This is a genomic window from Pseudoalteromonas espejiana DSM 9414, from assembly GCF_002221525.1.
In the GTDB taxonomy this organism is placed as follows: domain Bacteria; phylum Pseudomonadota; class Gammaproteobacteria; order Enterobacterales; family Alteromonadaceae; genus Pseudoalteromonas; species Pseudoalteromonas espejiana.
In genome coordinates this window covers 663,491-685,296 of the sequence record NZ_CP011028.1, presented here as the reverse complement: position 1 = coordinate 685,296, position 21,806 = coordinate 663,491, and the positions used below count along the sequence as shown (strand labels likewise).

Annotated in this window: 21 protein-coding genes and 1 riboswitch; of the genes, 8 read left to right on the top strand and 13 right to left on the bottom strand. The window is 39.7% G+C overall.

Annotation, left to right across the window (positions count from 1 at the left end):
• Positions 1-127 precede the first annotated feature (127 nt).
• The 3 genes from PESP_RS03075 to yaaA form a co-directional block, all read right to left on the bottom strand.
• Positions 128-2,098: a methyl-accepting chemotaxis protein gene (locus PESP_RS03075; RefSeq protein ID WP_089346725.1), complete on the bottom strand. Its 1,971-nt coding sequence runs from the start codon at positions 2,096-2,098 to the stop codon at positions 128-130.
• Between the two features lie 358 nt (positions 2,099-2,456).
• Complete coding sequence (locus tag PESP_RS03070) at positions 2,457-3,413, bottom strand: mechanosensitive ion channel family protein (RefSeq protein ID WP_089346724.1); 957 nt, start codon at positions 3,411-3,413, stop codon at positions 2,457-2,459.
• Between the two features lie 127 nt (positions 3,414-3,540).
• Positions 3,541-4,320 (bottom strand): peroxide stress protein YaaA, encoded by a 780-nt coding sequence (gene yaaA, locus PESP_RS03065; protein ID WP_089346723.1) that lies wholly within the window; start codon positions 4,318-4,320, stop codon positions 3,541-3,543.
• A 254-nt stretch (positions 4,321-4,574) separates the two neighbouring features.
• Here yaaA and tal point away from each other — a divergent pair, with 254 nt between their 5' ends.
• Both tal and PESP_RS03055 read left to right on the top strand, forming a co-directional pair.
• Positions 4,575-5,525, top strand: a complete 951-nt coding sequence (gene tal, locus PESP_RS03060; protein WP_089346722.1) for a transaldolase — start codon at positions 4,575-4,577, stop codon at positions 5,523-5,525.
• Positions 5,526-5,715: 190 nt separating this feature from the next.
• Positions 5,716-5,904, top strand: coding sequence for a DUF3545 family protein (locus PESP_RS03055; protein ID WP_089346721.1), 189 nt, complete (start codon positions 5,716-5,718; stop codon positions 5,902-5,904).
• 64 nt (positions 5,905-5,968) lie between these two features.
• Here the strand turns inward: PESP_RS03055 and ung are convergent, their stop codons facing one another.
• The 8 genes from ung to PESP_RS03015 form a co-directional block, all read right to left on the bottom strand.
• Positions 5,969-6,631 carry a uracil-DNA glycosylase gene (ung, locus tag PESP_RS03050; protein WP_089346720.1) on the bottom strand — a complete coding sequence of 221 codons (663 nt, stop codon included), beginning with the start codon at positions 6,629-6,631 and terminating at the stop codon, positions 5,969-5,971.
• On the bottom strand, positions 6,628-7,485 hold the full coding sequence (locus tag PESP_RS03045) for a cobalamin-binding protein (protein ID WP_089346719.1): 858 nt from the start codon (positions 7,483-7,485) through the stop codon (positions 6,628-6,630). Before PESP_RS03045 ends, ung begins: the two co-directional genes overlap by 4 nt.
• Complete coding sequence (gene cobO / locus PESP_RS03040) at positions 7,485-8,084, bottom strand: cob(I)yrinic acid a,c-diamide adenosyltransferase (RefSeq protein WP_089346718.1); 600 nt, start codon at positions 8,082-8,084, stop codon at positions 7,485-7,487. The genes PESP_RS03045 and cobO overlap by 1 nt, the downstream gene beginning before the upstream one ends.
• The gene (locus PESP_RS03035; protein WP_089349091.1) at positions 8,074-9,558 is read right to left on the bottom strand and encodes a cobyric acid synthase; all 1,485 of its coding nucleotides are present in this window, start codon (positions 9,556-9,558) and stop codon (positions 8,074-8,076) included. Before PESP_RS03035 ends, cobO begins: the two co-directional genes overlap by 11 nt.
• A gap of 5 nt (positions 9,559-9,563) precedes the next feature.
• On the bottom strand, positions 9,564-10,568 hold the full coding sequence (locus PESP_RS03030; RefSeq protein ID WP_245852136.1) for a FecCD family ABC transporter permease: 1,005 nt from the start codon (positions 10,566-10,568) through the stop codon (positions 9,564-9,566).
• A gap of 4 nt (positions 10,569-10,572) precedes the next feature.
• Positions 10,573-11,382, bottom strand: coding sequence for an ABC transporter ATP-binding protein (locus tag PESP_RS03025; RefSeq protein ID WP_089346716.1), 810 nt, complete (start codon positions 11,380-11,382; stop codon positions 10,573-10,575).
• A gap of 158 nt (positions 11,383-11,540) precedes the next feature.
• Positions 11,541-11,668: riboswitch (cobalamin riboswitch) on the bottom strand.
• A gap of 58 nt (positions 11,669-11,726) precedes the next feature.
• Positions 11,727-12,659: a porin gene (locus tag PESP_RS03020; protein WP_089346715.1), complete on the bottom strand. Its 933-nt coding sequence runs from the start codon at positions 12,657-12,659 to the stop codon at positions 11,727-11,729.
• Between the two features lie 197 nt (positions 12,660-12,856).
• The gene (locus PESP_RS03015) at positions 12,857-13,726 is read right to left on the bottom strand and encodes a LysR family transcriptional regulator (RefSeq protein WP_089346714.1); all 870 of its coding nucleotides are present in this window, start codon (positions 13,724-13,726) and stop codon (positions 12,857-12,859) included.
• A gap of 90 nt (positions 13,727-13,816) precedes the next feature.
• On the opposite strand from PESP_RS03015, the gene PESP_RS03010 reads away from it, so the two are divergent.
• The gene (locus PESP_RS03010) at positions 13,817-14,191 is read left to right on the top strand and encodes a MaoP family protein (protein ID WP_089346713.1); all 375 of its coding nucleotides are present in this window, start codon (positions 13,817-13,819) and stop codon (positions 14,189-14,191) included.
• Positions 14,192-14,278: 87 nt separating this feature from the next.
• The gene (locus PESP_RS03005) at positions 14,279-15,514 is read left to right on the top strand and encodes a response regulator (protein ID WP_089349090.1); all 1,236 of its coding nucleotides are present in this window, start codon (positions 14,279-14,281) and stop codon (positions 15,512-15,514) included.
• Between the two features lie 10 nt (positions 15,515-15,524).
• Here the strand turns inward: PESP_RS03005 and rarD are convergent, their stop codons facing one another.
• Entirely contained in the window at positions 15,525-16,442 is a 918-nt protein-coding gene (rarD, locus tag PESP_RS03000) for an EamA family transporter RarD (protein WP_089346712.1), read from the bottom strand.
• Positions 16,443-16,571: 129 nt separating this feature from the next.
• Complete coding sequence (locus PESP_RS02995) at positions 16,572-17,027, bottom strand: thioesterase family protein (protein WP_174694372.1); 456 nt, start codon at positions 17,025-17,027, stop codon at positions 16,572-16,574.
• 128 nt (positions 17,028-17,155) lie between these two features.
• On the opposite strand from PESP_RS02995, the gene recQ reads away from it, so the two are divergent.
• From recQ to PESP_RS02975, 4 genes are all read left to right on the top strand, one after another.
• A complete protein-coding gene (gene recQ / locus PESP_RS02990; RefSeq protein ID WP_089346711.1) occupies positions 17,156-18,979 on the top strand; it encodes a DNA helicase RecQ in 1,824 nt (607 codons plus the stop codon).
• 7 nt (positions 18,980-18,986) lie between these two features.
• A complete protein-coding gene (locus PESP_RS02985; RefSeq protein ID WP_089346710.1) occupies positions 18,987-19,271 on the top strand; it encodes a DUF3630 family protein in 285 nt (94 codons plus the stop codon).
• 159 nt (positions 19,272-19,430) lie between these two features.
• A complete protein-coding gene (locus PESP_RS02980; protein WP_089346709.1) occupies positions 19,431-21,140 on the top strand; it encodes a ShlB/FhaC/HecB family hemolysin secretion/activation protein in 1,710 nt (569 codons plus the stop codon).
• Positions 21,141-21,237: 97 nt separating this feature from the next.
• Positions 21,238-21,783, top strand: a complete 546-nt coding sequence (locus PESP_RS02975) for a mechanosensitive ion channel domain-containing protein (protein ID WP_371862725.1) — start codon at positions 21,238-21,240, stop codon at positions 21,781-21,783.
• Positions 21,784-21,806: the final 23 nt, after the last annotated feature.

The following is a 21,806-nucleotide window of genomic DNA, read 5'->3' as shown; positions in this document are numbered from 1 at the left end:
ATCCGTGTACCATCTATCGCACGTATAACTTGTGCCCTTTAAGGTACATCCTTGTAACATTCTATCGTGGTTATATTAATAAAATTGGCTGTATTGAATTAATAAATTTCTAGATAAATAGAGTAAGTTAAAGGCTAAATTTTTGAGCCTCATCATTTAAGCCGTTTGCCATTCTAGACAATTCGCTACTTGATTGTGCAATATCCCTTACTGCTTGCTCAGTTTCTGATATCCCCATATTTATAACGCCTATATTTCGCGATATTTCATCAATGGTAGTCGACTGCTGTTCAGAGGCAGTAGCAATTTGAACAACCATATCAAAAATTTCGTCGACTTCTTTGCCTACATTACTATTGATTAAGTTTGCTTTCTTAGCTATTTCCTGAACTTGAGTTGTTTGCCCTACATTATCTGTCATTGCTTGAACAGCTGCGTTACTAGCACTCACTACAGCTTCAATGATGACTTCAATCTCCATTGTAGACTCTTGAGTTGACTTAGCTAAGCTGCGTACTTCATCTGCAACAACAGCAAAACCACGCCCTTGCTCACCTGCTCTAGCAGCTTCAATTGCAGCGTTTAAAGCAAGCAAATTAGTCTGATCAGCTATTTTTTTAATAACGCTTAATACATTCACTATTTTTTCCGAATTATGCCTCAACTCTGTCACTTCATGTGCTGCTTTTTGTGTAGCATCTCCAAGAGAAACAAGTGCATTGTAAGTACTATCATTATTTTCAGACCCTTCCCGGGCCATTATTTGAATGTTTTTACACAATGATGATGCACTAGCGGTTGTACTTGCTATTTCTTTAACTGTTTCAGTCATTTCGGTAGTGGCAGCTGCAACTTGTATAGTTTGTGCTTGTTGCTCGGTAACTGCTAAGCTAGTTTGTTCAGTAACTGAGGCGAGCTCTGTCGCTGTACTGCCTTGCTGAACTGCAACGTTAGATAATTCACCAATCATTTTTCTGAGATTTTCTAGCATAGTATGCAATGCAACTTGTAACATGCCTACCTCATCGTGCGAATTGACTTCGATGTTACTGCGAAGATCTCCTGCTGCTACTTTTTTTGCGAAAGCGGACGCAACAATTATTGGAGTTGCTATTTTTCGTGAAAAGAAAACACCAATGAATACAACAACAATTGCAGCTGCTAATATAGAAATTACGCTAAAGAGCACAGTCTGATGGACTGGTGCGAATGCTTCTGATTCGTCAATTTCACTTAATATAATCCAGCTAAAGTCGCCAATTTTTATACTATCGAAGGCTGAAAGCACGTTGTTTCCATTATAATCTTTTATTATTTTAGTGCCATGCTGAGCATTTAAAGCTAAATTTACAGCCTCTGTATCAGCACCATTATTTTTTACAGTTCCTGCAAAGCTTGCATTGAGTGAGTGTCCTTCTGGGTCAAGATATGAATCAGAACGCATTAGCTTATCTTCTCCAACTAAGTAACTCTCACCAGTTTCTCCCATCCCTTCACGAACACCCATTATTTGATTAGTCCCTTCACTTGAAAGCTGTAAAGCAACAATTACATCGCTACCATCAACAGGTATAGCAATAAATGCGGCTGGTTCTCCATTACTTGGTGCATACGGTTTGTAATCAGCAATGCTAAAGCTGTTAGATTGTTTAACCTCTTTAATTAAACCTCCTAAATTTGAACTTGCATACTTCCCTTTTAAGATGTTTGTTTGATAGTCAGACTCTCTAGCTTGGGTGTAATAAATAAGTCCATTATTATCAATTAAAAACACATCGTAATAGCCATACTTCTGTATATATTCTGTAAAAAAGCGATCGTAGTTGTCTTCCTTAAGCAGTGGAACAGTTAAAGCCAAAAGCTCAATATCTGCCCTTTTTTGCTTAAAGTAGTTTTTGATCTGAGTTTTTTTTATTTGATTAATCGCCTCTAGCGACTGAGATATGTTGTATTCGACGCGTGATTTCGATTGTAATGTAGAAATTGTCGTAATTATGAGAGCGGGTATTATCCCTACAAGTAGGAAAATTAAAGTTAGCTTAGTTTTTAAACTCCAGTGACTCATTTGAAAAGCTGAATTTTCTTTCTGGCTTGGCATTTACATTTACTAAATAAAGAATAGTTAATTTAAATCTAGCTTAACCAATGGTGAAAATAAATTAATTTATTTAAAAAAAACATAAAAACAGATTTAAATACATAAATAAGGAACAAAAAAGCACTATAATGCATGGTTTATCCAAACACTCATTATTTATGTATTCACAATGGTTACAAGTGTTCGTTATTGCGCTCTTATCGAAAATGGTTACTTTATATGTATGTGAAAGGAGTTAATTTTATAATTAGGCCCTTAATTTTATAAAATATAAAAAAAGCGCGCTTTTACTTTGTAAAAACGCGCTGATAGTCAGTAACTATTTCCCAATGCTTTTGCATTGTGGGTTTTATACTATTTACTCGCCTTGGCTTGCATCAGCATTATTATCACCCTCTTTATTTGCTGATTGCTGGCTTATTTTATCGCTTATCATGGCATCGAGTTTTTCACCGCCTTTTATACCAAAATCTAAAGTACGTATTGGGAATGGGATACTTATATCTGCAGCATCAAGTGCTTGTTTAACGGCTACTACGCCCTTGTGGCGCACGGTCATAAAGTCTGGCTCACCTGGGTATTTAATCCAAAACCATACCAGTAAATTAATGCTACTGTCGCCAAAACCTTCTGCGTATACGGCGGTTTCGTCTTTGCGTATTACAAAGTCAAATTCATTAATTTTATCAACTATTACTTCTTTGGCTTTTTCGATGTCGTCGCCGTATGAAATACCAACCGGTACTTCTATGCGCCTAACGCCTAAGGTAGTGTAATTTTTTAACACGTTTCTAAATAACACTTTGTTTGGTACTAGGATTAGCTGCCCGTAAAAGCTCTCTATTAGCGTGTTACGCAGGTTTATTGAGTGCACGGAACCAAATACGTCATCGGTTTCTATAACATCACCCGCTTTAAACGGTTTGCGTATACCCATAGCAATACCGGCTATTAGGTTTTCGGTCATGTCTTGAAATGCAAAACCTATGGCTAAACCTACAATACCCGCACCGGCTAATAACGAGGTTACGGTGCCTTTTAGCCCCATAAAATCAAGTGCTATAAATAAGCCGACACACAAAACAATGACTTTAAAAATAGAGGCCATTAGGTCGGCTATTTGTTTTGAGTCGAGTGAGCGCCTAAGTAGGTTTTTCATCAGCCGACCGGCAAAGCGCGCTATTATTGAAAATACGATGGCTATAACAACAGCAACAATAAAATTTGGTATGTGGCTAATAACTACATCAAACCATCCACCGAGTTTTTCTTCTATGAGTTTTTCGGCCTCGCCAACTGAAGGAATACTGATCATATTTTTTTGCACCTATTTATTAGTCATTTCATTAATATTAGGTGAAGTTAGCAAGTTTAGCGCCAGCATAAAAAAAGCCATGCAATGCATGGCTTTTTAAAGTGTTGTTTAGCGTGGGTAAAACGCGCTAGTTTTGCTCGTCGCGCATAAATACCGGCTCAAGCTCTTTGGTTGTTGCCTCAGGGCTAAAGTAATAACCTGCCACAGTAAACTCTTTTAGTTGGCTTAACTGTGTTACTTGGTTTTCTATGATGTAACGCGCCATCATGCCGCGTGCTTTTTTAGCGTAAAAGCTAATTACTTTGTATTGACCGTTTTTACAGTCTTTAAAATGCGGCGTAATAATTTGTGCATTAAGCGCTTTTTTATCTACCGCTTTAAAGTATTCATTTGAGGCAAGGTTTACGAGGTATTGTGCATCTTGCGCTTTTAATTCCTCGTTTAATTTATTAGCAATTATGCTACCCCAAAATTCATATAAATTTTTACCGCGCGAGTTCTCAAGCTTAGTGCCCATTTCTAGGCGGTAAGCTTGCATTAAATCAAGTGGTTTTAATAAGCCGTATAAACCTGAAAGTATACGTAAGTGACTTTGCGCGTACTCTAAGTTGCTTGCAGTAAGGGTTGCAGCATCTAAACCGCCGTATACATCGCCGTTAAAGGCCAGTACCGCTTGTTTAGCATTGCTTTGTGTAAACGGTTGCGACCATTCACTAAAGCGCGCTGCGTTAAGCCCTGCAAGCTTATCGCTAATTTTCATTAGGCTGCCAATTTGCGCTGGCGTTAGTTCACGGCATACTTTCATGAGCTCTTCGCTGTGCTCTAGTAATTCAGGTTGAGTGAACTTATCTGTTGCGGGTGGCGTTTCGTAATCAAGATTTTTTGCTGGTGAAATAACAGTGATCATAGTTAGCTATTGACTTGTAATTTATTTAATGTCAATTTCAACATTAAATGAAACGAAAAGCACGTTTTGTTTATAAAATATCATTGAAAATTAATAGCAATGGTATAAATCCTACCTTAATAAATCATGCATCGTCGTTTTTCTATTGATAAGGACATAAGACCTATCAAGCATTGTCACACTGTTGCAGTATTAAACACATATATTAAGGTAGTATAGATTTTCTTTTAACTTGCTTGGAATGAGGAAGGCAAATGACTAGCGCTCTACAAAGGCTAAAACAACATTCATCTATCGTAGCCGACACTGGCGATATTGAAGCGATCAAAAAGCATCAACCTGAAGATGCAACCACAAACCCGTCGCTTTTATTAAAAGCGAGCGAGATTGAAGCTTATAAGCCTTATTTAGATAAAGCTTGGAGCTACGCAAAAGAAACAGAGCAAGATGCAGCTAAACAGCTTGAACTTGCATGTGACTACTTTGCCGTATTATTAGGTAAAGAAATTAGCGAAATAGTACCTGGTTATATTTCTACTGAAGTAGATGCTCGTTTATCGTTCGACACACAAGCAACTATTGATAAAGCACATACTCTACTTAGCCTTTACGAAAAAGAAGGCGTTAGCAAAGACAAAATTTTAATTAAAGTTGCCTCTACATGGGAAGGCATTAAAGCGGCTGAGCAACTAGAAAAAGAAGGCACTAAGTGTAACCTTACTTTATTGTTTAGCGATGCCCAAGCACGCGCATGTGCAGATGCTAACGTATTTTTAATCTCGCCATTTGTTGGCCGTATTTTAGATTGGCACGTTGCTAACGGTATGGAAAAACCAACCGATCCGTTACAAGATCCTGGTGTTCAGTCTGTTCGTAGCATTTTTGAATTTTACAAACGCCATGATTACAAAACCGTTGTTATGGGCGCAAGCTTTCGTAACACGGGCGAAATTATTGCCCTTACAGGTTGTGACAAGTTAACTATTAGCCCTAACCTTTTAGAAGATTTAGGTAATTTAGAAGGCGCTGAGGAATACTTACTAGAAAGCGATATTCCTAAAGAGCCAAAACCTGCTCCTCTTACAGAGTCACAATTCCGTTGGTTACATAACCAAGATGCAATGGCGACTGAAAAACTAGCTGAAGGCATTCGCTCTTTTGCTGATGCACAAGAACAACTAGAAGCACGCTTTAAAGCAATGTAATTGGTTTAAACGTACTTTAAAAAACGTCGCAATTGCGGCGTTTTTTTATGTCTAAAAAACACTAATTATTTGCACAAAGCTTCATCAATAAATCACAACCTCGTAACATTAATGTCACTTTTTTATTCTATTTTAGCTAGGCCTGTGGTATAGGTATTCTTGAGGTCAATAAAATCAATAGGAGAAGTACATGGATAGCCTAAATGATGTAGTCGAGATATTAGAAGGTCCTGATACAACGAGAAAAACCTCTCAAAAAAATAAAAAAAGAAAATGGCGTGAAATAGAAGCAATAAAAGATAAACAGCGCTTACGTAAAGAACTACAGGAGTTAAACTTTTTTACAGACAGTATTAATGTTGAAGAGTTAGATTTTTAATATTAATACACATCAACTAATCAAAAGGCTTTCACGTATGAAAGCCTTTTTTAATGCATTACTTTTAAACCTGCCAATTAATGCGCTTATTACCCTGAGATTGTAATAACTCATTAGTTTGTGAAAAGTGCTTACAGCCAAAAAAGCCTCGGTGCGCAGAAAGCGGAGACGGATGCGGCCCTTTTAAAACATGATGTTGTTCGCTGTTTATGCTTTTACCTTTTTTTTGCGCATGTGCGCCCCATAAAATAAACACCACGCCTTGGCAGTGCTTGTTTATATGCGCAATGACGTTATCGGTAAATTGCTCCCAGCCTAAGTGTTTATGTGAATGAGCTTGCCCTTGCTCAACAGTAAGTACCGTATTTAATAAAAATACGCCCTGCTCTGCCCAACTTTGTAAGTAGCCATGCTCAGGTATTGCAAAACCAGACATATCGGTTGCCAATTCCTTGTACATATTTTTAAGTGAAGGTGGCAACTTTTTAACCTCTGGCAATACTGAAAAACACAAGCCATGAGCTTGTCCTTCACCGTGGTATGGGTCTTGGCCTAAAATAACCACGCGAATGTTGTTAAGTTCTGTTGCATCAAAAGCACTAAATACTTGTGGCTCTGGCGGGTAAACAGCAACACCTTCTTCGCGGCGTTTTGCTACATACTCTAACGTTTGCTGCATGTAAGGCTGCTGTAATTCGTTTTTTAAAAAGGCTGACCAATCGCTCATTGTGTACTCTTAATCTGTTTACGTGATTCGTTTATTTTATCACACATATCGGCCAGTCCATCTAGCATACGCGGCGTAAATCTATGCAGTAAGTCGGCATTTACACTGATAAATTGTTTGTATTTCACAGCCGGAATTTCAGGCCATTTTTGCCAATTGACTGTAGGTTGAGGCGTGTCGGCTTTTTCATCTGGAATAATAATAATTTGCGGCTTATGTACAACGACATTTTCGATACTTATTTGCGGATAATCGGTAGGTGATTGTGCAAATACATTGTGTACATTGCAGGTTTCAATAAGTTGATTAATCCACGTGTTTTTATTTATTGTCATCATGGGCTCTGCCCATAATTGATAAAAAGCAGTGAGCGTTTTTTTACCTTGTTGGCGCAGCTTTATTGCCTCAAATTTATTAATGAAGTCATCAGCTACTTTATGACTTTGTTTAATGTGGCCTGTTAATTTACCTAGCGTTAGTAGCTCATCTGCAAGGGCCTTAATTGTGGTTGGATTACTTAAATGTACGTTTATTCCTAAGCGCTTTATTTGCTCTAAATCTTCACTTTGGTTTCCGCTTTTCCAAGCAATAACTAAATCAGGCTTTAGCATTAAAAGCTTTTCAAGAGAAATACCATAATAACCCCCAATGCGCTCAATACTTTTAGCCTCAGCTGGGTAATCGGCGTAATCAACCGTGCCAACTATATTGCTGCCTGCACCTATTGCGTATAAGTTCTCAACTATGTGCGGGGCAAGGGCCACAATGCGTAGCTTGTTAGGCTCAGTTACCTCACTAGCAACTGCATTACCAAATAAGCTAATAGCAAATGCGACTAAAATCGCTTTGTGCATTAGTAATCAAACCCTTCTAATGCTTTTATTCCTGAGTCAAACGCATGTTTTACATTACGTACTTCACTAACTGTGTCTGCAAGGTCTGTTAAGGTGCGATGCGCTGCGCGCCCAGTAATAATAACCGACTGCATAGGTGGGCGGTTATTAAGTGCATTAACTACTTCATCAAGGTCAATGTAACCGTAAGTCACCATATAGGTAAGTTCATCAAGTAATACTAAATCAATGCTGCTATCTGCAAGCATACGTTTAGACTCCTGCCAGGTGGCTTGCGCAGCAGCGGTGTCGGCCTCTTTATTTTGTGTATCCCATGTAAACCCTGTATTCATTACTGCAAATTCAACCCCTGCACCTTGTAATAAATTACGCTCGCCACACTCCCACGTGCCTTTAATAAATTGACATACTGCGGCTTTTTTACCATGGCCAACACAACGTGCAACCACACCAAAACCCGAGGTTGATTTACCTTTACCATTTCCTGTGATTACTTGGAATATACCTTTTACGTCTTGCGCGGCGGCAACACGGGCATCTACTTGCTCTTTTACTTTTTGCTGGCGTTGCTGGTGCTTATCGTTGCTTTTATCTGTCATTATTGTGTCCTTCATAAATCGATATAATTTGTTGTATGTTTAAGTGCGTCTCGCACATAGTGGCTAAGCGCTCTAACTGCTGTTCGCGGTGCTTAGCAATACTAATTGGCTTTATTACAGCCTCTGGTTTTACCCAGTTTAAAATTTGCGATGTGGCGTTGGCTTCATCAAATAAACCATGTAAATAAGTGCCTGCCACAGCATTATCGTCACTAATAAAGCCATCGTTTACAAACCCATTTGGGTGCTCATTAAAAATTAAAAATGGCTTTTTGAGTGCTGCGCCTTTACTAATACCTGCATGTATTTCGTAGCCACTACACGGTGTTTGTAAATCATTTAACTGCAGTGTTGCTGTTAATTTAGTGAGTACTTTTTGCGTGCTTAAAGTAGTTTCAAAGTCACATAGGCTAAGCCCTTGGGCTTTTTTTAGCGATGACTCTACCCCTTCGGGGTCATAAACTGTATTTCCTAACATTTGCATGCCACCACAAATACCAAGTACTTTGCCGCCATAACGCAAGTGCTGCTTTATTTGTGTGTCCCAACCTTCGCCTTTTAAAAAGGCTAAGTCACCTAGTACGTTTTTACTACCAGGCAAAATGATCAGATCAACCGCGGGGATCGCTTGTGTGTGGCGTACATAGTTAATATTAATGTTGGGGTGCAAACGCAGTGCGTCAAAGTCGGTATGATTGCTAATATGAGGCAATAAAAGCACTGCAATGTTAATGGTGGCATTTGTCACTGTGTTATTTATTGCTACGGCGTCTTCAGCATCAAGGGCTAAATCGTGCAAGTAAGGAAGTACACCAAGCACTGGCTTATTTGTGTATTGCTCAAGCCAATCAAGCCCGCTTTGCAATAAACTTATATCGCCCCTAAAGCGGTTTATAACAAAGCCTTTTACGCGCGCTTGTTCTGATTCGCTTAATAGCGCTAATGTACCCACTAAATGTGCAAACACGCCGCCTTTATCAATGTCGGCAACAATTATGACAGGGCAATCTACCGCTTCTGCGTAGCCCATATTGGCTATATCGTTTTCACGTAGGTTAATTTCAGCTGGGCTGCCTGCGCCTTCAACAAGTAGTAGATCAAAGTTTTTAGCTAAGCGGTTATGCGAAGTTATTACGGCATTCATTGCCACTTTTTTATAGTCGTGATATTTGCCCGCTTCCATATTGCTAATGGCTTTACCATGAATAATAACTTGTGCGCCGGTATCGCTATTGGGTTTGAGTAATATGGGGTTAAAGTCGTTTAAAGGCTCCACTTTTGCAGCTATAGCTTGTAACGCCTGAGCACGGCCAATTTCGCCACCCTCTTTTGTTACTGCGCTATTTAATGCCATATTTTGCGGTTTAAAAGGCGCTACTTTTACACCTTGATTGGCAAACACTCTGCAAAGCGCGGCAACTAATGTGCTTTTACCCGCGTCTGATGTAGTGCCTTGTACCATTAAGGTTTTCATTAGCATTACACCTTTGATTTTCTAAAAAACAATAAACTTAAAAAAAACACACTGCCAATAGCAGCAGTAATAACACCTACAGGTAGCTCTTGGTTTTTTAATAATGAGCGTGAAAGTACATCTACCCACACCATAAAGGTGCCGCCTACTAAACTGGTAACCAATAATCCTGCTGTACTACCTTGGGATATAAAAAAGCGCACTATATGCGGCACCATTAAACCTACAAAGCCAATACCGCCACATAAAGCCACCAGCACTGCGGTAATTAACGAGCTTAGCACCAACATTAAAATTCTAAAACGGTGAACCCGCACGCCAAGTGTTGTTGCGCTTTCATCGCCCAATAACATAGCATTTAGCTGCCTTTTAAAGCTCAACATAAAGCTAATACACACCACAATAACTAAAAATGGTAACCATAGTGTGGCCCATTGCGCACGAGCAAAACTGCCTAGCGTCCAAAATAAAATAGCAGCAACGGCTTGTGGGTCGCTCCAATAAAGTAGCAAGCTGGTAAAAGCACTAAATAAAAACGACAGCGCAACACCTGCAAGCAACATAGACTCTACTTGTGCATTTTGCTGCCTACCAGCAATGAGTATTAATAGTCCCATAGCCAAAAGGCTACCTAAAAGTGCCGCCCCTGATAGCATAAATCCTGCGCTAATGCCTGCAACCGACATTATCACAACAACACCAAACGAGGCCCCCGACGATATGCCAAATAAATACGGATCGGCAAGCGGATTACGTGTCACGGTTTGCAAAATAAGCCCCGCAATAGCTAAACCGGCTCCAGCCATAAACGCAAGTAACGTGCGTGGCAGCCTTAACTCGTAAATAATACGTGCATTAAAAGAGCCTTCACCAGAGGATAAAATACCGGTTATTACATCGTTTATATTGGTTTCGGCCGCGCCAAAATTAAGTGCGCTAAATAAACTTAATATAGCGATTAGAAACGCAGTAATAAGTAAAGCTAATTGATTTTTTTTATTTACAGTCATGTTATTAATAACCATAAAAGTAAGTGATGTGAGGAATGCTACTCCCCGATTTTGATAATTGCGGGTGATGAGTTACTTGTGCGCAAACTTCAAAAACCTCGGCGAGCATATTTTCGCTAAGTACCTGCAAAGGCGTACCAGTATGCGTAATTTCGCCCTTTTTAATAACAACTAGTTCATCGCACATTGCAGCGGCAAGATTTAAATCATGAAATGACGCAAATACCGTTACACCTAGCGATTTAGCCAGCTCCATTACTTGTATTTGGTATTTAACGTCTAAATGGCTAGTTGGCTCGTCCATAATTAGCAGCTGCGGCTGCTGCACTATTGCGCGCGCAATTAGAGCGCGTTGCTTTTCGCCGCCAGAGAGCGACTCAAAACTTTGATTACACTGTTGCTCAAGCCCAACAGTGGCAATTGCTTGGGTAATTTTTTGTTTGTCACTTTGCGTTGTAGAGCTAAATAACGATTTATGAGGGGTAAGCCCAAGTGCAACTACATCATATAAAGAAAGGTTAAATTGAGAGGGCGTTTCCTGCAAAACTACAGCCACATGCTTGGCGTAATCTTCACTTTTGAGTTGCCATATATCTTGTTGATTAAAGGTGATTTTGCCTAACGTTGGCCTATTAAAGCGATATAAGCAACGTAACAAGCTCGACTTACCAGCCCCATTTGGGCCTATTAACCCAACAAACTTGCCTGACGGTATTTGCAAATTAATATTGTTTAAGATGCTTTTGTTGGCCGCCCTCCACGAAACATTTTCAACGTTTACTAGAGCCGCATTAGGCGCTGATTCAGTGTGCAATAGTGAGTCCTTGGTAGGCGTGCACTCACTAACAGCACAAAAATAGTGCATTAATAAAAATATGAGTAAACCCGCTCGTTAAAATTTATACCAACCAACTTAAATATAGAGCCAATTTAACGTTAATAAATTAACGTCTTAAATTTTTCTGCTATTTATGCTTATTAGTATTACTCGTTTGTATCTGACTTAAAGCAGTTTGCTAATTACAGTTACGGGAATAGTTGAGGACTTGCACCTCATTCCAAACGAAGCTCTATTATGGGCGGGTAAGTAAATAATTTAAAGCAAAAAAAACCGCGCTCAAAGGAGCGCGGTTAAAAAGGGAGTGTTTTAACCTTTGGTTAAAACTTGTATTCCATTCCTAGGCCTAAGTAATCTTGGTCAACATTGTTGTCCATATCAAAGCTTGAGTAAAAACCAAATACTTTGATGTTTTTATTAAACTTGTGATCAACACCTACAGAAATCGCTGTTTTATCTTCGCTATCGTCAAAGTCCATTGCTTGGTATTGTACTTTAAAGGTGTTTTTACCCATGCTGTAAGCTGCATTTAGTAAGTAACCGTCAGCTTCTGCACTGCCATCTACTTTTTCTTGCGTTTGGTACATTGCACCTAGTTTAAAGCTCTCAACTTTACCTTGGATTGACGCACGAACTACGTCGTAGCCGTTAACTTCGCTATCAGCCGCAACCGATGCGTATACCGCGCTCTTTTTAAGAGCTGAGTCGCCGTAAGTAACCGCCATTGAATAACCGTTGTCTGCATCTACATCGTCTTCAGCAATAAATGTAGCAAGTACTTTAAAGCCTTCGTATGTTTTAGAAGTGTAAGTGATTGAATCACCTAAACGGTTTTCACCTTTAAATACGTTTTTAATATCGCCTTCAAGGTCGTTAAATAAATCCATTTTACCTTGAGACTGCTTAAGTGCTGTATCGTTACGACCAACAACAACCTGACCATAAGCACCTTTTAAACCAACATATTGGTTACGTGCAGAAATGTTGTCGTCGTTATCGCCTTTTGAGTCAGCATCAGACACATCTACTTGAAACTCAAACTTATAAACTGCTTCTAAGCCATCTGTTATTTTTTCAGAACCTTTTAGGCCAAAGCGAGATGCGTTACTTTTAATTTCAGTGAAAGACCCTTCACCATCATCAGACGACTGCACAGTAACATTAGCTTTACCGTATACATCAACGTCTGCAAAAGCGTTGAAAGACAAACCACTTAATAAAGCGACACATAAGCTCGATTTTACAAATTTCATGCTATTTCCTCGATAATCACAAGACTAATTTTTAAAACAGCTGCAGTTTGTCACTGTTAAATGACAGATATATTACAAAGGAAACATTTTTGTCTTTTTATTTTAATAAAAGTGAATTAAATCTGAAAACAAAACGACATGAATATTTAATATACAAAACTGTACCTATTTGACTTTAATAAAATCATAGTTCGTATTTAGCTTTCATCAAGAAGGTGAAGTGTATTTATTTTTGGTAATAAATTAATAAGCGTCTCTATTAATTCTTTCTGATCGTTATCTCTATGGTATGCCACAAAAATATCACGCGAGGTGTGTTCTACATCTTTAATATGGAATAACTCACCTTTTTCGAGGTGCGACTCAACCAGAACTTCAGGAATAAATGCACTGCCACCACACTGTAGTATTAAATCCAGTGCAATACGTCCGGTGCTGGTTCTAAAGTAAGGCGGAGTTTTACCCGTAAATTGGCGCGCGTGCCAAAGTGAAAAGGTGGTTCCCCAGTCAACATAAACATATTGGTTATCAAAAAAGTTTTCATTGGTTGCTGTATCGTAGCCACTTACCGGAATAATAGGCAGTTCACAAATTCGCTCCACTACTAATTCATCTACTTTAGGAGGATCGAATAAAATCGCTAAATCGAGTGTGCGCTCTAATAGCAAACGCGTACTCTCTTGCTGTGCTTTTACTTCAGCAACCAAAGATACACCCGGCATAGCCGATACAATATTAGTAATACCAAATTGTAAAAAGGCATCCCATATATTAGGCGTACCCGCCAAGCTGATTTGCTTATGCATATTATCGGCAAGCGCTACATCGACTTTTGCACGCTGCATACCGGTAATAATCATTTTAGCGTGCGGAAGTAAACGCTCGCCTGGCGCTGTTAATTGAATATTATTGCGCTGGCGAATAAACAAGTTAACGCCTAAGCCTTGCTCAAGTTGTCGAATTCTAAAACTCACCGCAGATTGAGTAATATAAAGGTTTTCGGCTGCTTTACCAAAGTGACGAGTTCGTACAACTTCTACAAATGTTTTTAATAAATCTATATCCAATTTTTTATCCTCACGATAAAAATAACTTGTTTAATAAATTGCCAAACTTGCATCATACTCCACCAATAAACTAGGTATGAGGATTAAGCTATGAGCAATGATATTTCACTACTTCGCCAAGCGTTTGTGAGCCAACGTCAATTTTATGATGATCAAAACTTTCCTCGCGGATTTAGCCGCAGCGGAAATTTCACTTTATTAGAAGCTAGCATACTAGAGCAACACGGTGTTGTGTTAAAAGGTTTGTATAATAAAACGCTAGCACCTCAAAATGCTTACCAAGAACAGTTTGTTGCAGTAGCCTTTGGTGCTCAAGAAGCTGCAAACCCAATAGAAAAAGCTTGGGTTAAATACCTTAAACTTACCACCTGTAAAACAAAGTTTCATACTTTGTTTGGTCGTTCAAAAATGTCAGGGCCAGCACCCATTAGCCAAGACTATTATTCAGAATCAGATAGCTTGTAAGCCACTAAGTTATTTGCTTTTTTGCGTTTTAGCAGTTACAACTTGTATTAGCAAATACTTTTGCAAAATATTAAACAAGGTAACTATGTGACGCGAAGAATATTAATAGTTGAAGATACGCCTACTATAGCGCGTGTGCAAAAGCATATTGCGCTAAAGGTAGGCTACGAAGTAGATATAGCAGAGTCTTTAGAGGCAACAAAAAAGCTTGTTGAGCAAAACAGCTATTTTTGCGCTGTTGTAGACTTTATTTTACCTGACGCGCCCGCAGGTGAAGCAATCCCCTGCACTATCGCTGCAGAAATCCCAACCATAGTAATGACCGGCAATATCGATAAACAAACCCGCGATACAGTAGAAAAACACCCTATTATCGATTACATAATAAAAGAAAATAAACAAGCCTATCAATACCTTGAAAAGCAATTACAACGCCTACCTCGTAATGAAAATGTTAAAGTTTTAGTGGTTGATGACTCAACATCAACACGTAAATATATTTGTAGTTTACTCAAGCGCCACAAGTATCAAATTCTTGAAGCCAAAGATGGTAAACAAGCACTAGAAGTATTGGAAAGCCAAAAAGATGTATCGGTTATTATCACCGATAACGAAATGCCTAACATGAATGGCGATGAGTTATGCGCAGAAATACGCCGGCTCTATAGCAATGATGAGAAAGCCATTATTGGCATTTCTGGCGCTGATTCATCGGCACTTTCGAGTCTATTTTTAAAAAATGGTGCTAACGATTATTTACATAAACCTTTTAATAGCGAAGAATTTTATTGTCGGCTTAGTCAAAACGTCGACATGCTTGAGCAAATAGCCACTATAAAGCGACAAGCTAACACCGACTACTTAACCAAATTACCAAACCGACGTTACTTTTTTGAAGAGTCGAGCAAGTCACTAAAACACCTAAAAAAATTAAATAGTGATGGCGCACTAGCCATGCTTGATATAGACCACTTTAAATCAATTAATGACACTTATGGTCATGATGCTGGCGACGATGTATTAAAAGGTTTATCGGTATGCTTTAAAAAGTATTTTGAAAAACAGTTGGTAGCTCGTTTGGGCGGAGAAGAGTTTGCGGTTTATTTTAGCGAAACCACAACAGCGCAAGCATTAAAGCGATTAGAAGGCTTTAGGCAATTTATAGAATTAAACAGCCAAGAGTTTAGCCAAGAGAAAATTAAATTTACCATTTCAATTGGCTTTGCAAGTGGCCCAATTTACCAAATAGATGAATTACTAAAGCAGGCCGATTTAAAGCTATATGACGCTAAAGAAACCGGCCGTAATAAGGTAGTTAGCTAGGCTGTAACACCTATACCTCGGCGGCTGTAATTGCCGCCTTTTTACGTTTGCGCGACTGATGATACGAATCCCACGTAAATATTGCTAAGGCACTCCAAATACACGCAAACGTAATCACTCGCTCGGCATCAAACACCTCATCGTAAAATACCACTGCTAGCATAAACATTAAGCTTGGCCCTATGTATTGGAAAAAGCCAAGTGTTGTGTACTGCAGACGTTTAGCGGCCCCAGTGAAGCAAAGTAGTGGTAAGGTAGTAATAATACCAGCACTAATGAGTAGTGCATTGGTATGCCAATCATTCACAATTAAATCTGAGGTAGGCGTTGGCGCCATGACCCACCAATAAATTAACGCAACAGGCAGCAGTATGAGCGCCTCAAGTAAAATACCTGGGAGTGCCTCTACAGGCAGCTTTTTGCGTAATAAACCATAAATTGCAAATGAGGTAGCCAATGAAAATGCCACCACAGGGAACGAGCCAAAACTTACAAGTTGCAGTACCACTCCTGCAAACGCTAAAAATACCGCAAACCCCTGTAGTTTACGCAAGCGCTCGCCTAAAAATAGCATGCCCAGCAAAACGTTAAGTAGCGGGTTTATGTAGTAACCTAAACTGGCATCAAGCATATGGTTGTTATTAACCGCCCATATAAACAAACCCCAATTAAAGCCCAATATAGACGATGTAAGTACTAACATAAGCATAATTTTGGGCTGCACTACAATGCGCTTAACCTTATCCCAATACTTGAGTACACTCACCACAAGCACTAAAAAAACGACAGACCACACCACACGGTGCGTTAAAATTTCAAAGGCCGAAACATGCTGAATTTGCTTAAAATAAATAGGCGCGAGGCCCCACATTAAAAAGGCTAGGCAAGCAAAAATACCACCTTTACGCTGCTCGTTTTCCATCGACATAAATAATACTTACTAATACTAAAAGGCCGACAGTTTATATCAATTCATATAATTAAGTGATTTATTTTGAGGTGAGTAAACCTAAACGCAAGGCAAAGTATTTTATTTAGCAGTACTTAATTAGCGGCTTTACCCCACTAAATACGTACCTGTACCAAACGCTATTTGTACTGACTTTTCATTATGTAGCTCCATTCTGCACACGCATACTTTATTACCTGAACGAATGAGTGTGGCACTCGCAATAAAGTGCTCCCCTTTGCCTGGGCGTAAGTAATCGGTGCGCAAGTCAATAGTGCCTAAAGTGGCAAGTTTTTGCTGTACGCTTGGCATATCTATATCGGTTAATTTATCGATTACACTGGCAGCAGCAAGCATGCCGCCTACATTATCAAGCACAGCTGAAATAATGCCACCATGGAGAATTTTTTGCGCAGGATTACCAATAAATACGTCCTGCCAAGGAAAGCTTATTTTAGCTTGCTCTGGGCTAAGCGACTCTACCGAGATATTTAAAAACTGATTGAATGGCATACCATTTACAAACAGCGCGCCTACTTGTTCAATTAACATTTCTTTATTCATTATTATTCTCTATGTAACACTGGTACGATGAGTAAAGCATAACTTGGGCAAAACTACGAGGCACTAACTTAAATCATTTATCGCTAAGTTAAAGACATCCTATAAAAAAAACTCTAAAATAGCCGCCGATGAATACATTAACGCCTACACCTAGCACGCTCGTGCGTAAACCCGAAACTGTCCTCAAACAAGTGTTTGGTTACAGTGAGTTTCGTGATGGCCAAAAAGCAGTGATCGACGCAGCTATAAACGGCCAAGACTCCTTAGTACTACTGCCAACAGGCGGTGGTAAATCAGTGTGCTACCAAGTTCCGGCTTTAGTACTTGAAGGCGTTACCGTGGTTATTTCTCCGCTTATATCGCTTATGCAAGACCAAGTAACACAGCTGCAGGCACTGGGTGTAAAAGCAGCTTACGTTAATAATAGCCTAGCGCGAGAAGAACAGCAGTTAGTGTATCAACAGCTCCATCAGGGATTAATTAAACTATTATATGTAGCCCCTGAAAAAGTATTGCAACGTGACTTTTTAGAGCGTTTATCGCACCTAAATGTAAGCCTCTTTGCCATAGACGAAGCGCACTGTGTATCCCATTGGGGCCACGATTTTAGACCCCATTACTTTAGATTAAACGAGCTTAAACAACGTTTTTCTCATGTACCTATGATGGCACTTACTGCCACAGCCGATAAAGCCACTCGCTTTGATATAGTTGAACAATTAAAACTACAACACCCCTATATCCATACCGGCAGTTTCGACAGACCTAATATTCGTTACACACTAGAAGAAAAATTCAAACCTATGGCGCAACTACTGCGCTATTTAAAAGAGCAAAAAAATCAAAGCGGTATTATTTACTGCACCAGCCGTAAACGTGTAGACGACATTGCCGAAAAACTGGCAGATGCAGGGCTTAATGCAGCTGCTTACCATGCAGGTATGAGTAACGAGCAGCGCCAATTTGTACAAACGGGATTTGCCCGCGACGACATACAGATAGTGGTTGCAACCGTGGCCTTTGGTATGGGAATAAATAAACCGAATGTGCGCTTTGTATTGCATTACGATATTCCAAAAAGTATAGAAGCCTACTATCAAGAAACCGGGCGTGCTGGTCGTGATGGACTCGCCGCCGAAGCCATAATGTATTTTGACCCTGCCGATATTGGCCGCGTTAGGCGCTTTTTTGAAGATATAGACGATGAACAGCGCCGCCGCGTAGAAGAGCAGCGCTTTAACGCTATGGCAAGTTTTGCCGAAGCACAAACCTGCAGACGTCAAATTCTCCTTAATTACTTTAGTGAGTACAAACGCGAGCAATGTGGTAACTGCGATATTTGCATAAATCCGCCAAAAAGCTTTGATGGCACATTAGTAGCGCAACAGGCGCTTTCGTGTGTTTACCGGGCTGGGCAGCGTTTTGGCTTAGGTTATATTGTTGAGTTATTACGCGGCGCAAATACCAGTCGCATACGCGACAACAACCATCACGAATTAAGTACATACGGCATAGGTAAAGATAAAAGCAGTGAGTTTTGGCTTAGTATTTTGCGCCAACTTATTCATCAGGGTTTACTAAGCCAAGATATAACGCAAGGTGCATCACTTCGCTTAACCGAAGCAGCCCGCGCCGTACTTAAAAGTGAATACGCACTGCAAATGGCTGAACCTCGCTTACAAGCTAAACACGTTTACCAAGACAAACTTGCCCAGTTTAATTACGATAAAAAACTATTTGCCCGCCTACGCGCCTTACGTAAAGAACTCGCTGATGCCGATGACGTACCGCCTTATGTTGTATTTAACGATAAAACGTTAGCCGAAATGGCGCAGTTAATCCCTACAAACGACAGCGAGTTTTTAAAAGTGTCGGGAGTGGGCTTTACCAAATTAAATAAATATGGCGGCGAATTTTTAACTGCAATTCGCAATTACTTAGCGACCAATTAAGAACCCTATGACTCAAATAGAATACGATCACGCCCATAAATGCATTGTAGTTAGCCCTGTAGAGCCACCACACGATGAAGACTTTGAGTTGTGGAGCACACTATTTTTGCACGCAGATGATATTACTATTAGTGAGTATTCAGCAGGTGCAGATCGCCATCAAGTTCGCTTTAGCTACCAACAACATACGTTTAATTTAAACTTTGAACACTACAGCGAAAGTATTTGGATTAACGGTGAAGGCCTAGAGGCCGAGCACTTATTAGCGGCTCTTGCCTTTTATTTAAGCTAATTTTGAGTGATAAATACACTACAAAGCCTTAATTAACAAACGTGTAAGCAAGTAACAATTAATTCGTTTCAAAATCCATACCTTTTACTTACATTGTAATAACAATGATGTAAGCTGATATTACGATATGCAGTTGCTACGTAGCAGTAAAGAGGTTTAATGGTGAATAAGAAATGGATGGCCCAATGCTTTATTAGCTTAAGTGCTTTAAGCTTTTTCGTGCCTAGCGTTATTGCCCAGCAAGCGCCTGATAAAACCGACACTTGCCCACTCACTCAAGCTCATTTAGAAAAAAATAAAAACCTGCGCCGAGAAGTAGAAGACAAAACTGCACTCGTTAATAGCCGCAGTGATGCGCAAATAGCCTCAATTACGCTAACCCAACTTAATGTATTTAATACCGAGCTTGAAGAAGAAAATAACGCACTTTTTCGCTTTGCTAATCGCGCCCATATTCAAACCGAGCCCGATGTTATTAGTAATATTTTACTGTTTAAACAAGGCGATAAATACAACGCAAAAAAACTCGCTGAGTCAGAGCGTTTATTACGCCGCCAAAGCTATTTATATGACGCGCAAATAAGCGCTGCAGAAAACTGCGACGGCAACGTAGACGTAACGGTAGTCACTCGCGATTTATGGACCCTATTACCCGAAATAAGCTTTAGCCGCAGCGGGGGCGAAAATAAATCGAGTATTGGCTTTCGAGAGTCTAATTTATTTGGGTGGGGTAAACGTTTATCGCTTGCTCGCACAACCGACAGCGATCGTAACGGTTACTTGTTTGTGTACGATGACCCTAATATTTTATCAACCCGCTACCGTGGTCGTTTAGAATATGCCGACAACAGCGACGGTAAACGCCATTTATTAGAACTCACCTACCCGTTTTATGCCATAGATACGCCTTATAGTTATGGTATTAAAAGCTTTTCTGAGCAAAGAGAAGAATCACTGTATCGCCGTGGTGATGAATACAGCGAGTTTGATCAAACAACCGATCTGTTTAGTGCTTTTTTAGGTCACTCAAAAGCACTGAGTGACAGTTGGACGCAGCGCCTAACGCTTGGCTACGTAAACCAAGAAGACAGCTTTGAAGAAATTGATACCACCTTTGCCCCGCTTGCTCAAAACCGAAAGCTGAGTTACCCCTATATTAGTGGGCACTGGTTTGAAGACAGCTACATAAAAGTACGTAACTTTGACAGTATTTCACGCACTGAAGATCTAAATTTAGGTTGGAATATAAAAGCACTATTAGGCTATTCAGACGAATCTGTAAGTAACGACGACACCCGTGCAGTGTATTCTTTTAAAGCTAAAAAAGCGCACTTTACTACCGACAGAACGCTTTGGCGCTTTAGTACCGAGCTTGATGGCTACTGGAATAAAGAACACAAACAGCTAGAAAACTTTTTAGCCACCAGCCAAATTCAGTATTATTTAAATACCAGCGTTGATCAGTCTTGGTATGTTAAAGCCCGCGCGCAGTACGCTAAAAATTTAACGGCCGATAAGCAGCTTACATTAGGCGGCGAAACAGGTTTGCGCGGCTACCCAATGGATTACCAACATGGCGATCGTAGCTTTTTAGTTAGTTTAGAAAAACGCTATTACTGGGAATACGATTTACTGCAACTATTTAAAGTGGGTGCAGCAGGTTTTTTAGATGTAGGCCGCGCTTGGTTTAATGATGAAGACAATGGCGAGAACGATCATGTTTTAAAAAATGTCGGTATTGGGCTGCGCTTAGCGCCAAGCAGAGCAAATTCTGGCACCATGATCCACATTGATATTGCAGCGCCTCTAGATAGCTACGACGATGTTGATTCGGTGCAGTGGTTAGTTAGCGTCAAAAACACCTTTTAAATAGCGAGTAACATACGAAAGCGCTAAACTAGCGCTTTAAACTCGCTTATAAATAGCATGGGAGCACACTTTGGAATTGTTTGCGCTTTTAGAGCTAATGGGTACGCAATATAAATTAATTGTTACCCTTATTGCCATTTTACTTTTTCCTCTTTTATTAAAAATAACTAAAAAGCTGCTCGAAAAAGCCATTAAAGGCAAAGTAGATGTTCATCGTAAATTTAGAGCTGAACTGCTATTAAAAGTAATACTCGCGTTTGTAGTGCTGTGTTTAGTATTGATATTTTGGGGTATAGAACTGCGCGGATTATTAGTTTTAGGCTCATCGCTGTTTGCTATGTTAGGAGTCGCTTTATTTGCTGCTTGGTCGTTACTAAGTAACCTTACCGCCTTTTTATTAATGTTTATTCAGAACGATTTTCATGTTGGCTACTGGGTACGTATTGTTGATGGTGCAAACCATGTAGAAGGACGTATTGTTGAGCTAGGCTTAATGAACGTCGTGCTTGAGCATGTAGATGGGCACAGAGTTGTATACCCAAATAACCTATTTGTTACTCGCCCTGTAATGGTATTAAAAAAAGAGCCTAAGCCTACTAAAGCGCCGGCAATTAAGCGCATTATAGGCCCTAAAAAGACATAGTTTAAAAAGTCATATTCACAAAA